Origin of the sequence: Streptomyces sp. NPDC014991 (genome assembly GCF_043080665.1) — a bacterium.
Taxonomy (GTDB): Bacteria; Actinomycetota; Actinomycetes; order Streptomycetales; family Streptomycetaceae; genus Streptomyces.
In genome coordinates, this window is the sequence record NZ_JBIBVY010000031.1 from 16,540 (window position 1) to 29,201 (window position 12,662).

Genomic DNA, 12,662 nt, shown 5'->3' on the forward strand with positions numbered 1-12,662 from the left:
AGCCTTCCCTCATGCGCGGAGCAGTGATCCACGCCCCCGGCGACATCCGTTTCGAGACCGTGGACGACGCCAAGATCCTCAAGCCGACCGACGCGGTCATCCGGACGGCCGTGACCTGCGTGTGCGGCTCGGATCTGTGGCCCTATCGCGGTGCCGAGCCGACGGAGCACGCCCATCCGATGGGTCACGAGTACGTCGGCTTCGTGGAGGAGGTCGGCTCGGAGGTCACCGCGGTCCGCCCGGGTCAGTTCGTCGTCGGCTCCTTCGCCACCTCGGACAACATCTGCGCGAACTGTCGCAACGGCTTCCAGTCGAGCTGCCTGAACCGCGAGTTCATGTCCACCTGCCAGGCCGAGTACGTGCGCATCCCCAACGCCCAAGGCACCCTGGTCGCCACCAAGGAGGTGCCGGGCGAGGAGCTGTGGCCCGGCCTGCTGGCCGTCTCCGACGTGATGGGCACCGGCTGGTGGGCCGCGGACGCCGCCGAGGTGAAGCCCGGCTCGACCGCCGTGGTCGTCGGCGACGGCGCGGTGGGCCTGTGCGGTGTGATCGCGGCCAAGGAGATGGGCGCGGAGCGCATCATCGCGATGTCCCGCCACGAGAGCCGGCAGAAGCTCGCCCGGGAGTTCGGCGCCACCGACATCGTCACCGAGCGCGCTGAGGAGGGCGTCGCCCGGATCAAGGAGCTGACCGGCGGCATCGGCGCCGACAGTGTGCTGGAGTGCGTCGGCACCGCCCAGGCCATGAGCCAGGCCCTGCACTCCGCCCGGCCCGGCGGGAACGTCGGCTTCGTCGGCGTCCCCCACGAGGTCGCCGTCGACGGGCAGGAGCTGTTCTTCTCCCACGTCGGCCTGCGCGGCGGCCCCGCCCCCGTCCGCCGCTACCTGCCCGACCTCATCGACCGCGTCCTGACCGGTGCGATCGACCCGGGCAAGGTCTTCGACCTCACTCTGCCCCTCGCCGAGGTCGCCGAGGGCTACAAGGCGATGGACGAGCGCCGCGCCATCAAGACCCTCCTCAAGCCCTGACTCCCTTCCCGTACAAGGAGCAACCGTGCAGATCACCCGCAGTTCGATCGACACCGTCAAGGGTCCGGCCGACTGGTTCACCGGTGACGTCTACATCGACCCGGTCGCCGCGGCGTCGGCCCCCTCCCGGGTCACTGCGTCCCTGGTGCACTTCATGCCCGGCGCCCGCACCCACTGGCACCGCCACCCCCTGGGCCAGACCGTCTTCGTCACCGAGGGCGTTGGCCTGTGCCAGCGACGCGGCGGCCCGGTGGAAGTCATCCGGCCCGGCGATCGTGTCCTGTTCGAGGCGGACGAGGAGCACTGGCACGGCGCCGCTCCGAACCGGCTGATGGTTCACCTGGCCATCAACGAGGGCGACGACGACCACGACGTCGTGCACTGGCTCGCCCCGGTCACCGACGACGAGTACACCACCGCCCCGGCCACCGACTGACACCGCGGCCCGCCCGCCCCGGCGTCCGCACCTCCTCACCTCGAAAGGATCACCGTGACCACGTTCGCCCTCATCGGCGCCGGCCCCGGCCTGGGGCTGGCCGCCGCCCGCCGCTTCGGCACCGCCGGCCACCACGTCGCCCTCCTTTCCCGCAACGCCGAGCACCTCGACGCCCTCGCGGCCGAACTCGACGGTGGGGGCATCCGGGTGCGCGGCTTCACCGCCGACGTCCTCGATCCCGCCTCCCTGACCGCAGCCCTGGACACGGCGGCCAAGGAGCTGGGGCCGATCGAGGTCCTCCAGTTCAGCCCGGTGCCCCGCGCCGACTTCATGAAGCCGGTCCTGGACACCTCCGCCACCGACCTGGACGACCCGCTGGCCTTCTCCGTCAAGGGACCGGTGACCTGTGTGCACACCGTCCTGCCCGGGATGCGGGAGCTGGGACGGGGCACGCTGCTATTCGTCAACGGCTCCAGCGCCGTACACCCGAACCCCAAGGTGGCCGGCACCTCGGTCGCGTTCGCCGCCGAGAGCGCCTACGCCGCGATGCTCCACGACGCCCTCGCGCCCGAGAACATCCACGTCGCTCAGCTCATCGTCCCCGGCGCGATCCGGTCGGACTCCGAGCACTCCAGCCCGACGGTGCTGGCCGAGCGCCTGTACGCGATCCACACTGAGCGCGGCGTCTTCCGGCACTACGCCGAGCCCATGCCCACATGACACCCCTCGGAACGCCGCTCATGAACCGCGCCGCCCGCCAGGGGCTGGTCCGTGCCGCTTCGGCAGCCGCCCTGCTGTTGGCCGTGACCGCCTGCTCCAGCGGCCCCCGGGAGAGCGCCCCGGCCGCCACGCCCTCTACCGCCGCCTCTGGCGGGCAGCAAGAGCCGACGGCCTCCACCTCGTCGTCCGCCTCCGGGAGGAACGTGTCCATGAACATCCGAGTCCGCCTCGACGGCCGGCCCGTCGACGCCGTCATCAACGACAGCCCCGCCGCCCGCGACTTCGCCGAGCTGCTGCCGCTCAGCCTGGACCTTCAGGACTTCCACAGCACGGAGCGGGTCGCCGACCTGCCGCGCAAGCTGGAGACCTCCGGCGCCCCCGAACCGGTCGCGGCCAAGGTCGGCGACATCGCCTACTACGCGCCCTGGGGCAACCTGGCCCTCTTCTACCAGGACGGGCCCGCCCCCTCGGCCGACCTGCTCATCCTCGGCCACCTCGACGTCAGCGCCGACCAGCTCGGCCGGGCGACGCGCATCACCATCGAACCCGCCGCCTGACCACCCCCACCCCGGGCGAGCCCCCAGCGCCGCCCACCCCGAGAGAGAGAAGTACCTCTATGACCTCTGCCGCCGGCACCCGAGAGGGCAAGCTGCCCTTTGTCGTCCGGGTGCTCGCCGCCGGCACGTTCTTGATGGGCACCACCGAGTTCATCATCGCCGGACTGCTCCCCGAGATCGCCGGTGACCTCGACGTGAGCGTCTCGCATGCCGGTCTGCTGATCACCGCCTTCGCCGTCGGCATGATCGTCGGCGGGCCGGTCATGGCCCTGGCCACCCTGCGCCTGCCCCAGCGCCTGACCCTCGTCGGAGCGCTGGCCGTCTTCGCCGCCGGGCACGTCGTCGCCGCGCTGAGCTCCTCCTTCGCGGTGGTCCTGGCGGCCCGGGTGGTGACCGCACTGGCCACCGGCGCGTTCTGGGCCGTCGGCTTCGTCATCGCCACCGCCGCCGCAGGCCCGGCGCGGGCCACCCGGGCCGTCGGCGTCATGATGGGCGGCCTGACCCTGGCTAACGTCATCGGCGTGCCGATCGGCTCCCTCGTGGGACAGCACACCGGCTGGCGCGGCCCCTTCTGGGCCCTGGCCCTCCTCGCGGGACTCGCGGCCGTATTCGTCGGCCGATTCATCCCCCGCACGGAGCAGCGGGCCGAAGTATCAGTACGGGCCGAGGTCCGCGCCCTGCGCCAGGGACGGCTGTGGCTGGCCCTCGCCTCCGCCGTACTGATCATGGGCGGGGTCCTGGCCGCCTACACCTACATCACCCCCCTGCTGACCGACCGCGCGGGCATCCCGGCCGGGGCCGTTCCGCTGGTCCTGATCGTCTTCGGGCTCGGCGCACTGGGCGGCACCGCCATCGGCGGACGGCTCGGTGACCGCCGCCCCGGGGCCACCACCCTCACCGCCACGGCGATCACCGCCCTGGCCCTGTTCCTGCTGATCCCGCTGTCGGCCGGCCCCGTCACCGCCGTCGCGCTGGTCTTCCTCATGGCGCTGGCCGGGTTCACCGTCAACCCCGTCGTCACCTCCCTCGCCGTCCGCTTCGCCGGCGGCGCCCCCACCCTCACCTCGGCCCTGACCACCTCCGCCTACAACACCGGCATCGCCGCCGGCTCCGCCCTCGCCGGCACGGCCATGGGCACCTCCGCCTACAACACCGGCATCGCCGCCGGCTCCGCCCTCGCCGGCACGGCCATGGGCACCTCCTTCGGCCTGACCGGCCCGGCCCTGGTCGGCGCGGTCTTCGCCGCCCTCACCCTGCTGCCGCTCACCGCGCTGGCCCTCACCGGCACCCGCAAACCCACCCGGATCGTGGCCCAGCACACCCGCCGCCTGCCCCGCGAACACGGCTGCGAAGAACCGGCGGCACCGGCCCCAGCACGGCACTGATACGCCCCCTCGACCCCCACATCCTTGATAGGACGCTCATGAGCACGACCTACGACTTCACCGGCAAGGTCGCCTTCGTCACCGGAGCCGCTTCCGGTATCGGCCGTACCACCGCCCTGGCCTTCGCCCGCGCCGGCGCCCAGGTGGCCATCGTCGACCGGTCCGCCGGCGCGCTCGAAGAGACCGCCCGGCTTATCACCGCAGACGGTGGGCAGGTGCTCGCCCTGACCTGTGACGTCACCAGCGAAGAGGACGTCCAGCAGGCCGTGGAGCGGACCTTCGAGCAGTTCGGCCGTCTGGACGCCGCGTTCAACAACGCGGGCGTCGAGCAGCCCGTCAAGCCGCTCGCCGAGCTCACCAAGAACCACTGGGACCGCGTCCTCGGCGTCAGCCTCACCGGCGTCTTCCTGTGCGCCCGCGCCCAGGTCCGCCAGATGCTCCGCCAGAGCGGCGGCGGAGCGATCGTCAACACCTCTTCCGGGGCCGGCGTCAAGGGCTTCCCGGCCCAGGCCGCCTACACGGCCGCCAAGCACGGCGTCATCGGCTTCACCCGCTCCGCCGCTCTCGACTACGCCGCCGACAACATCCGTGTCAACGCCGTCTGTCCCGGCATCATCGACACCGAGATGATCCGCCGCTTCGGCGACGACCGTCCCGGCGGCCGGGAAGGACTCATCGCCGATGAGCCCGTCGGCCGCCTCGGCAAACCCGAGGAGATCGCCTCAGCCGTCCTGTGGCTGTGCTCCGACGACGCCGCCTTCACCACCGGCACCGCGCTCGTCGTCGACGGCGGCCAGACCGTCTGAGTACCCCAACCTCGCTCAAGGAGTTCCGCTCATGAACCCCACCTATGACTTCACCGGTCAGGTCGCCTTCATCACCGGCGCCTCCTCCGGCATGGGCCTGGCCACCGCCCGCGCCTTCGCCGAAGCAGGTGCCGCCGTCGCCCTCGCCGACATCGACGAGACGGCCGTCAACGCCGCCGTGAAGGAACTCATCGACGCCGGCCACCAGGCCCTCGCCCTGGTCTGCGACGTCACCGACGAGGACCAGGTCGCCACCGCCGTCGACCGCACCGTAGAAATCTTCGGCCGGCTCGACATGGCCTACAACAACGCCGGCATCATGCCCCCGCCCACCGACGCCGCCGACGAGAGCGCCGAGCAGTTCGACCGCGTCCAGAACATCAACCTGCGCGGCATCTGGGCCAGCATGAAGCACGAACTGCGCCACATGCGCGACCAAGGCAGCGGCACCATCGTCAACTGCTCCTCCCTCGGCGGCCTCGTCGGCAACCCCGGCCGCGCCGCGTACCACGCCACCAAGCACGGCGTGATCGGCCTGACCAAGAGCGCCGCCCTCGAATACGGCTCCCGCAGCGTCCGTATCAACGCGGTGTGCCCCGGTACCATCAGCACCCCGATGGTCGACGCCATGGTCGAAGGCGGCGAACTCGACCGCACCCAGGCCGAAGCCGGCCAGGCCATCGACCGCCTCGGCACCGCCGGCGAGATCGCCCAAGCCGTCCTGTGGCTCTCCAGCCCCGGCGCCAGCTACGTCACCGGCATCGCCCTGCCCGTCGACGGCGGCTACACGGCCCAGTGAACTTCAGCGGCCGAGTGCCGCCCCGGTCCCGAGGAACGTGATCAGGTATCCGCGGACATCGGGGCAGAAACCGATCGTCGGCAGACAACGAATCCTGGACGGCCGGCGGCCAGGTGCCACAGCGTGACTTCATGGTCATGGCCTCGGGGTCTGCTCTTCTCCTCCGAGCAGCCGGGTGTTCTCCATCATCAGGCGTTGAACGACGTTGCGCAGCGACAGCAGGTCCGTCTCCCCGCGCTGGGCGGCTGCCAGGGCCTGGTCCCGCTCCCGGCGCAGTTCCTCGACCTCGGGGTTCGCGTCCAGGGTTGCGACGTGCTCCCCCCGCGCGCCGGCCGCGAGATCCCGCACGCGGAGGGCTCGGAGCTCGGCGCGGGCCGTGTCGAGATCCCGGCGCAGCGCGGCGTTCTGTTCGAGGAGCATGCGGTTCTCCACCGTCAGCGCCGCTTCCTGTCGAGCTGCTGCGGCGGCCACGGCGCGGGGGGCGGTCGTCGGCGAGGTGAGCGCGGACGGCCTCCGCTTCGGCCTTCAGGTCGCGGTGGCGCTGCAGGTACTGCGGGTTGACCTCGGTTCGCCTGGTGATCTCCGCGTCGGAAAGGGGCTGGCGGGCCCTGCGCATGCCGGTGATGACGTCCAGCACCCGGCGGCGGCACCGCTCGCTGTCGGACCGGCGCCGGGCCGCGGCAGCCTCCCGCCCCGCGTCCAGGACCGCCGCGCGCCCCGATCCCGAACCCTCGGGCGTCGTGTTCGTGGAACGGGGGTCACCGCTCACCCGGTCTCCTCGGTCAGCAGGATCGGGTCGATGGTCGGCTGGTCCACGTGCTGGCGGCCCGCCAGGACGGCGGCGACCGGGATGACGGTGAGGAAGCGGTCCCGGCTGTGCAGCCAGGATTCCACGGTGGCCTTGTCGTCCTCGGTCAGGGAGCCGAGATCGGTCTCGCACTTGGCGATGAGTTCGTCGAGCTGGACGAGCTCCTTGTGCAGGAGCTCCTGGTTGGCTTCACTCAAAGGGCCCGGGGCGAAGACGCTGCCGTAGGCGGCCTCCAGCCGCAGGAGCTGTTCGGCCTTCCCGTCGCGTACCTGTCGGAGCTCGGGCAGCTGGGTGAAATCGGTGGTGAAGAATTTGCAGGAGAAGCAGCGGTAGTACACCGGGCAGCCCCGGCCGTCGGCGCGGACGTTGTTCATCTCGTGGCAGGCCCCGCCCGGGACGGGCACCGAGCCGACTCCGGCACGGATGCGGTCGGCGAGGTCGTCGTCGCTGCTGCGGACGCGCAGCCGGCCGCCCTTGACGTCGAACTGGTACCTGGCCGCGATGGCACGTACGGCTTCCACCCGGCGTGGGTGGGAGACCCGGTAGTAGACCTGGGTGGTGGACGGGTCCTGATGAGACATCAGGACTTGCAGGATCTCCATCGGCACGCCGGCGTCGGCGCGCAGCTGGGCGTAGGTGTGCCGGAACGCGTAGGGGAACACGCGGGTGCGGTCGAAGTCGTGGCCGTGCTCGTCGACCAGGCGGTCGACGGCTTCCACCCACACCTCCAGCCAGTAGCCGGGTGAACTGCCTTCGTACGGGCGCAGCAGAAGCCAGGGGGCGGTGAACACTCAAAAGCTACCGGCCGGTTACATGCTCCCGGGTGCCTGAGCTAGGACTCCGGGGCCGTGTTCGTGCGGCGGAGGGCGAGGTGGCCGGCGATGACCGCGTTGCCGCTCTCGCCGATGAGGGCGCAGGCGATGGCATCACGCGGGTCTGAGGCTTGCTGGTGCGTGCGGAAGGCTTCTTCGAGGAGGGTGAAGACTGAGACGCCGGCCAAGGTTCCGACCTGTGAGCTGATGCTGTGCACAAGGTTGTCCGGAGTATCCAGGTCGCGGGAGACGGCGGCCACCAGTTGCGGGTTCGACTCATGTACACACAGCCGGTGCAGGGCGTCGAACGAGGACAGCCCCAGCGCTCCCAGGCCTTGTTGTGCGACGCCGGGAATGCTGGTGCGGAACGTGGTGCCGACGTCGCGGGCGCGGATGGTCATGCGCGGCACGCTGTCGCCGGTGAGAGTGACACGCCAGTCGTCCGCGACGGCCTGCCACTGGGCGTCCTCGACGAGCCACTCCTGGTCGGACATGTCGGCATGGCCCACCACCATCGCGCCGACTCCTTCCCCGAAGATTGCCTGGAAGAGCCAGGCGTCGATGTCGGCGCGCAGGGCGGCGGGCGCCAGGGCCCGTGTGTGCGCGAAGGGCAGGAGATCGCTGACGGCCGTGATGAGCACATAGGCGTCCGGGTCGTGGCGGGCCTCGGTATGGCGGAGCAGAAAGCGGGCATGCCTCAGCGCGACGAGGAGACCGGCGCAGCCGGAGAAGAGGACCTCGCCGGGCAGGCCGGGCTTGTGGCAGCCTGCGGCGCGGCGGCAGTCGAGTACCGCGAAACTGGGGGCGCTGTCGTTGACAGCTGCGAAGTGGAGGTGCCCGGCGATGGCCTGGTCGCGCGCCGCGTGCCTGCCCGACGTCTGTTCGTGGCGGCTCAGGGCGGTGTCCATGGCTCGGGTCAGCATGGTGATGATGTCGGGGTTGGTGGGTGGCGTGGGGATCGTGGCTGCCGCTTGGTTCCAGTCCAGGCCGCTGTCGATCATGGCCCGGGAGGTGGCGGCAGTCGTGTGCGTGGTGGCCACCGACTCGATGCCCAGCTTGTCCTTGAGGAACGAGACAGGAAGCTCCCCCTTCCGGGGATCCAACCGTGCGGGACGGATTCCGGCGAGGATCCTGTCGGTGGGGACGAGCGTGCCGAACTCCTCGCCCGACGGGCCGTACCCCGGGACGATCGCGCACACGCTCTTGATGGCGATGCGGTCCGCGGAATCCAGGACGCCTTGACGCTCAGTGCTGCCCGGCATGTGTGTTCCTCATTTCTTTCTGTCGTTGGTCTCGGTTCGGCAACGGCACGTGCGCTTGTGCGGGGTCAGAGTCTTGTCAGGGATCCTGCGAAGAGGGCCAGCAGGAGGCGGCGCTGGAGGACGTCACGCTCGATGCGCTCGTACGCGGCCACCGAGGAAAACTCCTCGGTAAAACCGGTGAGGAAGTCGGAGTTCTTCAGCACGTCCAGGAGGTCCAGGACGCCCCAGCGGCGTACGACCTCGTCCTTGAGGGCCTGGAGGCCGGTGGGCTCGGCCAGCGGCTCCAGCTTCGGCACGATGATCCAGGGCTCGCCCTTGCGGGTGGTGACCTTCACCCCGCCCGCGCTGCCGTCCGCCAGCGCACTGGACAGCTGGTCCAGGCTCGCGGTCATGCGCTTCTTCAGGTCCGCGATGAACGCCCGCGGGTTCAGCCGCTGTCGGATCGCGGCGTAGTGCACGGCACGGGTGGCCTCGAAGTCGCCGGGCAGGTCGTCCTCCGGGGTGCGCCAGCGCGCGGCGCCCTCGACGTAGATCTCGCGGCGCCGTACGGCGTCCCGCAGCGCGACCAGGACGCACAACTCGTACGGGATTCGCTCGACCTTGCCCTTGTCGTCGGCGACCGCCTCGCGCCAGTCCTTGCGCACCACGCCGTCCATGGGCACGTCGTCGCCGGCGTCATAGAAGCGGGTCTTGCCGTCGATGTCGGCGTACTTCTTCAGCAGCTTCATCGCGTCCATCACCGGCCGGTAGGCGGTGTTGTTGCACTTGAAGCCCAGGGTGTTCAGCAGCGGCGGCAGCATCTGCCGGTAGTACGAGCTGTAGGAGGAGCGCAGGGTGGTGCGGACCTTGGCCTTGAAGACCTTCTCGTTCGCCTTCGCCTCGGCGACCAGCTCGCGCAGCGTCTTCTCCCCGACCACCGGGAACAGGGCCCGGCGTACGACCTCGTCCGGCTTGTCGACGGCGGCCGTGGCCAGCTTGAAGAGGATGCCCTCCTTGCCGCGGACCTTCTTCAACTCGGCCGTCAGCTGCTTCTCTACACGCCGCTCGGCACGAGCATTGATCTTGTGGACCAGGGCGACCAGCAGCTCGACCAAGGCGTCGGTGATCTCCGCTTGCCGGGACGAGCACAGCGCCGCGAGCAGGGTGATCCGTACGTCCTCGCTCGTGTCGCGGAAGTCCGAGGGGTACATCTTGATCACCCGTGCCCGCCAGGCGGCCACCAGCTTCTCCGAGTAGCCCATGAACAGCCCGTCGGGCAGCCCGAGCTTGCGCACGTCGTTGAGCTTGGTGATCTCCGCGAGCAGGGAGTCCAGGCCGACCGCGCCCGGGTCGCGCTTGAGCGCGGTCAGCAAGGCGGTCCCCGCCTCGTTGTCCTCGGCCACCAGGGACAGCAGCCGGGCCGTGCCCGCCTCGCCCAAGCGCCCGATCGTGCGGGCGCAGAACGTCTTCTCCCACTTGCCGCGCGCCGCGACGAGTACCTTCTCGACCCGGGTACGTCCCGGCGGCTCGATCTTCCGGGCCCGGCACTCGACCAGCAGGGCCTCGCGCTGCCGGTCCTCCACCAGCTCGACCGGACAGACCTCCACAGCCAGCCACTCGGCCAGCGCCTTCTCGTCCGCGACCGTCGATGGCCGAAAGCCCAGGGCCTCACGGATCTGCTTGCGGTGATACTCGGCAGTCCGGCCGACCAGCAGGTACTTCGCGAAGTCGGTGGCCGGGACCTTCACCAGATCGGCCGCGTACTCCACCGCGGCCGGCGGAACTTCTTCCAGCACATCGGGGAACCGACCCTCCAGCTCGAAGAACTTCAGCAAGAGGCTGAAGCCGAGCCGGGTCGTCCCGCTCTTGTTCGCCACCAGATCCCAGTCGCCGTCTACCAGCGTCCAGTTCGCCAACAGCGCCTCTGGCGACCACTCTTGCCGCACACCCGCCCCTTTGGCCTCGATCACTCGATCAGACCAACGACGACGCCCAGGACGGGGAAACGGAGCTCCTCCAGCTCCCCGCGACCTAGTTTGCGGCTGGCGTCTGAGCTAGGACTCCAGGGCCTTGTTACCGCGCCACCATTGCGCAGCCCAGTCGTTGCTTATGGTGTGAACAATTCAACCCGGGCGTCTGCAGGTGCCCTTCTGCGTCTCCATGACGTCCGTAAGGCTTATGGCCGGCGCCCGGTACTGCGCGGGGTAAGCCTGGACGTGCCGCGGGGCTGTCTGCTGGGCATCGTTGGCGCGAACGGCGCCGGCAAGAGCACGCTGCTGCGCATTTTGGCGGGTCAGGCCGTGGGCGACAGCGGGACGGTTCAGTGCCGGGGGCGGATCGGGTACTGCCCGCAGAACACCGTGCTGCACCCGGCATTCACGGTCGCTGAGCACGTGCGGTCCTTCCAGGCCGCCTACCGGCTCGAAAGCTGTGCGCGCGTGTGGGAGCTGCTGGAGGAGCTGGGCTTCGACGAGAGCCCTCGCAGCCGCATGCACACGCTCAGCGGCGGGACGCGGCAGAAGCTGAACCTGGCCCTGGGGTTGATGCACGACCCTGAGGTGCTGCTCCTGGATGAGCCGTATCAGGGCTTCGACTGGGAGACCTACCTGCGGTTCTGGGACATCGCCCAGGGACTGCGGGAGCGGGGCCGCGCCGTCGTGGTCGTCTCCCACCTCGCCTACGACCGTGAGCGCCTGGACGTGCTGCTCCGGCTCCAGGACGGCGTTCTGGCCGCCGACCACAGCAGCGCCGCGGGAAGGGTCGCATGAGCCGACGGCAGTCTCCGGTCACCGCAGTGCGCGACGACGCCTCCAGTTCAATGTCCGCGCTGCTGCGGCCTGCCCGCTCCGTGGGCTCCGGCGCAGGCCGGCTGGACTTGGAGCGGATCGTTCGCAGCATCGAGGAGGTGCTGACCGTGTTCGTGGCCGACAAGGTCAGCGGCAGCCGTGCCGAGGAGCCTGGTCTGGAAGCGCTGCTTGATGCGGTGGGTGACTTCATCTCCGCGCCGGGCAAGCGCATCCGGCCCTTGATGTGCGTGCTGGGCTGGTACGCGGCCGGAGGCACAAGCCCCGTACCGCCGGTCCCGGTCCTGCGGGTGGCTGCCTGCCTGGAGATTTTCCACGCGTTCGCGCTCATGCACGACGACGTCATGGACGGCAGCGACCAACGTCGGGGCCGGCCGTCCCTGCACCGGACTCTGGCGGCGCACCACCCGAGCCATCCCAGGGCTGACCGGCTGGGCGTGAACGCGGCCATCCTCGCCGGCGACCTGGTGCTGGTGTGGTCCGATGAACTCCTCACCAGCACGCCCATGACTCCCGAGCAGATCAAGGCCGTGCTGCCGGTGGTCTACCGCATGCGCCGCGAAATCGTCACCGGCCAGTACCTGGACTTGGCGACTACAGGCCGCCCCACCGACTCCCTGAGCACCGCCTTGCGCATCGCCCGGTACAAGACCGCCCAGTACACCGTGGAAAGCCCGCTGCAGATCGGGGCCGCGCTCGCCGGCGCGGATCAGTCGCTCCTGCACGTGCTCAGCACCATCGCCCTGCCGTTGGGTGAGGCGTTCCAGCTGCGCGATGACCTGCTGGGCACATTCGGCGACCCCCGCCGTACGGGCAAGCCCACACTGGACGACCTCCGCGAAGGAAAACACACCGCCCTGCTCGCCTTCGCTCTGCGCCGGGCGGACCCGGCCGGTCAGGAACTGCTTCTGCGCACAGTCGGCGCGGCGGATCTGGACGCCCATACGGCAACCCGCGTCCAGGGGCTGCTGGAGGAGTGCGGCGCCCGCCAAGCGGTGGAGGACCTCATCCAAGAGCGCCACCACCAGGCCCTGGAACGCCTGAACCACGCCCACCTGCCTGCCACGGCGGCATTCGCGCTGCGCGACCTGATCCAGGCCGTGCACAACCGAACCGCATGACAGGCGCCGCTCTCGCAGTGACCCTGTCCTGTCACCCGTGCGCACCCCTGGGGCCAGAGCCGGCCTCCCACCGCATTCGTGGAGTGAAAGTGTCAACGACCCAACACAACTCTGGCTGCCTACACCGGTCGCAGGACGGCGTCCC

13 protein-coding genes are annotated in these 12,662 nt (G+C 70.2%); 9 read left to right on the forward strand and 4 right to left on the reverse strand.

The window, feature by feature from the left end:
• Positions 1 to 11 precede the first annotated feature (11 nt).
• The 7 genes from ACF1BE_RS32230 to ACF1BE_RS32260 are packed head-to-tail and all read left to right on the forward strand — an operon-like array spanning position 12 to position 5,731.
• Positions 12 to 1,028, forward strand: a complete 1,017-nt coding sequence (locus ACF1BE_RS32230) for a zinc-dependent alcohol dehydrogenase family protein (RefSeq protein ID WP_392202549.1) — start codon at positions 12 to 14, stop codon at positions 1,026 to 1,028.
• 25 nt (positions 1,029 to 1,053) lie between these two features.
• Complete coding sequence (locus ACF1BE_RS32235) at positions 1,054 to 1,464, forward strand: cupin domain-containing protein (RefSeq protein WP_392202550.1); 411 nt, start codon at positions 1,054 to 1,056, stop codon at positions 1,462 to 1,464.
• Positions 1,465 to 1,518: 54 nt separating this feature from the next.
• Positions 1,519 to 2,184 (forward strand): SDR family oxidoreductase, encoded by a 666-nt coding sequence (locus ACF1BE_RS32240; protein WP_392202551.1) that lies wholly within the window; start codon positions 1,519 to 1,521, stop codon positions 2,182 to 2,184.
• 20 nt (positions 2,185 to 2,204) lie between these two features.
• On the forward strand, positions 2,205 to 2,741 hold the full coding sequence (locus ACF1BE_RS32245; protein WP_392202590.1) for a cyclophilin-like fold protein: 537 nt from the start codon (positions 2,205 to 2,207) through the stop codon (positions 2,739 to 2,741).
• A 59-nt stretch (positions 2,742 to 2,800) separates the two neighbouring features.
• On the forward strand, positions 2,801 to 4,126 hold the full coding sequence (locus ACF1BE_RS32250; protein ID WP_392202552.1) for an MFS transporter: 1,326 nt from the start codon (positions 2,801 to 2,803) through the stop codon (positions 4,124 to 4,126).
• Between the two features lie 38 nt (positions 4,127 to 4,164).
• Complete coding sequence (locus ACF1BE_RS32255; protein ID WP_392202553.1) at positions 4,165 to 4,932, forward strand: glucose 1-dehydrogenase; 768 nt, start codon at positions 4,165 to 4,167, stop codon at positions 4,930 to 4,932.
• Positions 4,933 to 4,963: 31 nt separating this feature from the next.
• Positions 4,964 to 5,731 (forward strand): glucose 1-dehydrogenase, encoded by a 768-nt coding sequence (locus ACF1BE_RS32260; RefSeq protein WP_392202554.1) that lies wholly within the window; start codon positions 4,964 to 4,966, stop codon positions 5,729 to 5,731.
• 135 nt (positions 5,732 to 5,866) lie between these two features.
• Here ACF1BE_RS32260 and ACF1BE_RS32265 read toward each other — a convergent pair whose 3' ends face one another.
• From ACF1BE_RS32265 to ACF1BE_RS32280, 4 genes are all read right to left on the reverse strand, one after another.
• A complete protein-coding gene (locus ACF1BE_RS32265; protein ID WP_392202555.1) occupies positions 5,867 to 6,151 on the reverse strand; it encodes a hypothetical protein in 285 nt (94 codons plus the stop codon).
• Between the two features lie 345 nt (positions 6,152 to 6,496).
• Positions 6,497 to 7,330: a hypothetical protein gene (locus ACF1BE_RS32270; protein WP_392202556.1), complete on the reverse strand. Its 834-nt coding sequence runs from the start codon at positions 7,328 to 7,330 to the stop codon at positions 6,497 to 6,499.
• A gap of 41 nt (positions 7,331 to 7,371) precedes the next feature.
• Positions 7,372 to 8,613 carry a hypothetical protein gene (locus tag ACF1BE_RS32275; RefSeq protein WP_392202557.1) on the reverse strand — a complete coding sequence of 414 codons (1,242 nt, stop codon included), beginning with the start codon at positions 8,611 to 8,613 and terminating at the stop codon, positions 7,372 to 7,374.
• A 65-nt stretch (positions 8,614 to 8,678) separates the two neighbouring features.
• Positions 8,679 to 10,562: a DUF4158 domain-containing protein gene (locus ACF1BE_RS32280; protein WP_392202558.1), complete on the reverse strand. Its 1,884-nt coding sequence runs from the start codon at positions 10,560 to 10,562 to the stop codon at positions 8,679 to 8,681.
• 144 nt (positions 10,563 to 10,706) lie between these two features.
• Here ACF1BE_RS32280 and ACF1BE_RS32285 point away from each other — a divergent pair, with 144 nt between their 5' ends.
• Positions 10,707 to 11,360 carry an ABC transporter ATP-binding protein gene (locus tag ACF1BE_RS32285; protein WP_392202559.1) on the forward strand — a complete coding sequence of 218 codons (654 nt, stop codon included), beginning with the start codon at positions 10,707 to 10,709 and terminating at the stop codon, positions 11,358 to 11,360.
• On the forward strand, positions 11,357 to 12,517 hold the full coding sequence (locus ACF1BE_RS32290) for a polyprenyl synthetase family protein (protein ID WP_392202560.1): 1,161 nt from the start codon (positions 11,357 to 11,359) through the stop codon (positions 12,515 to 12,517). The genes ACF1BE_RS32285 and ACF1BE_RS32290 overlap by 4 nt, the downstream gene beginning before the upstream one ends.
• Positions 12,518 to 12,662: the final 145 nt, after the last annotated feature.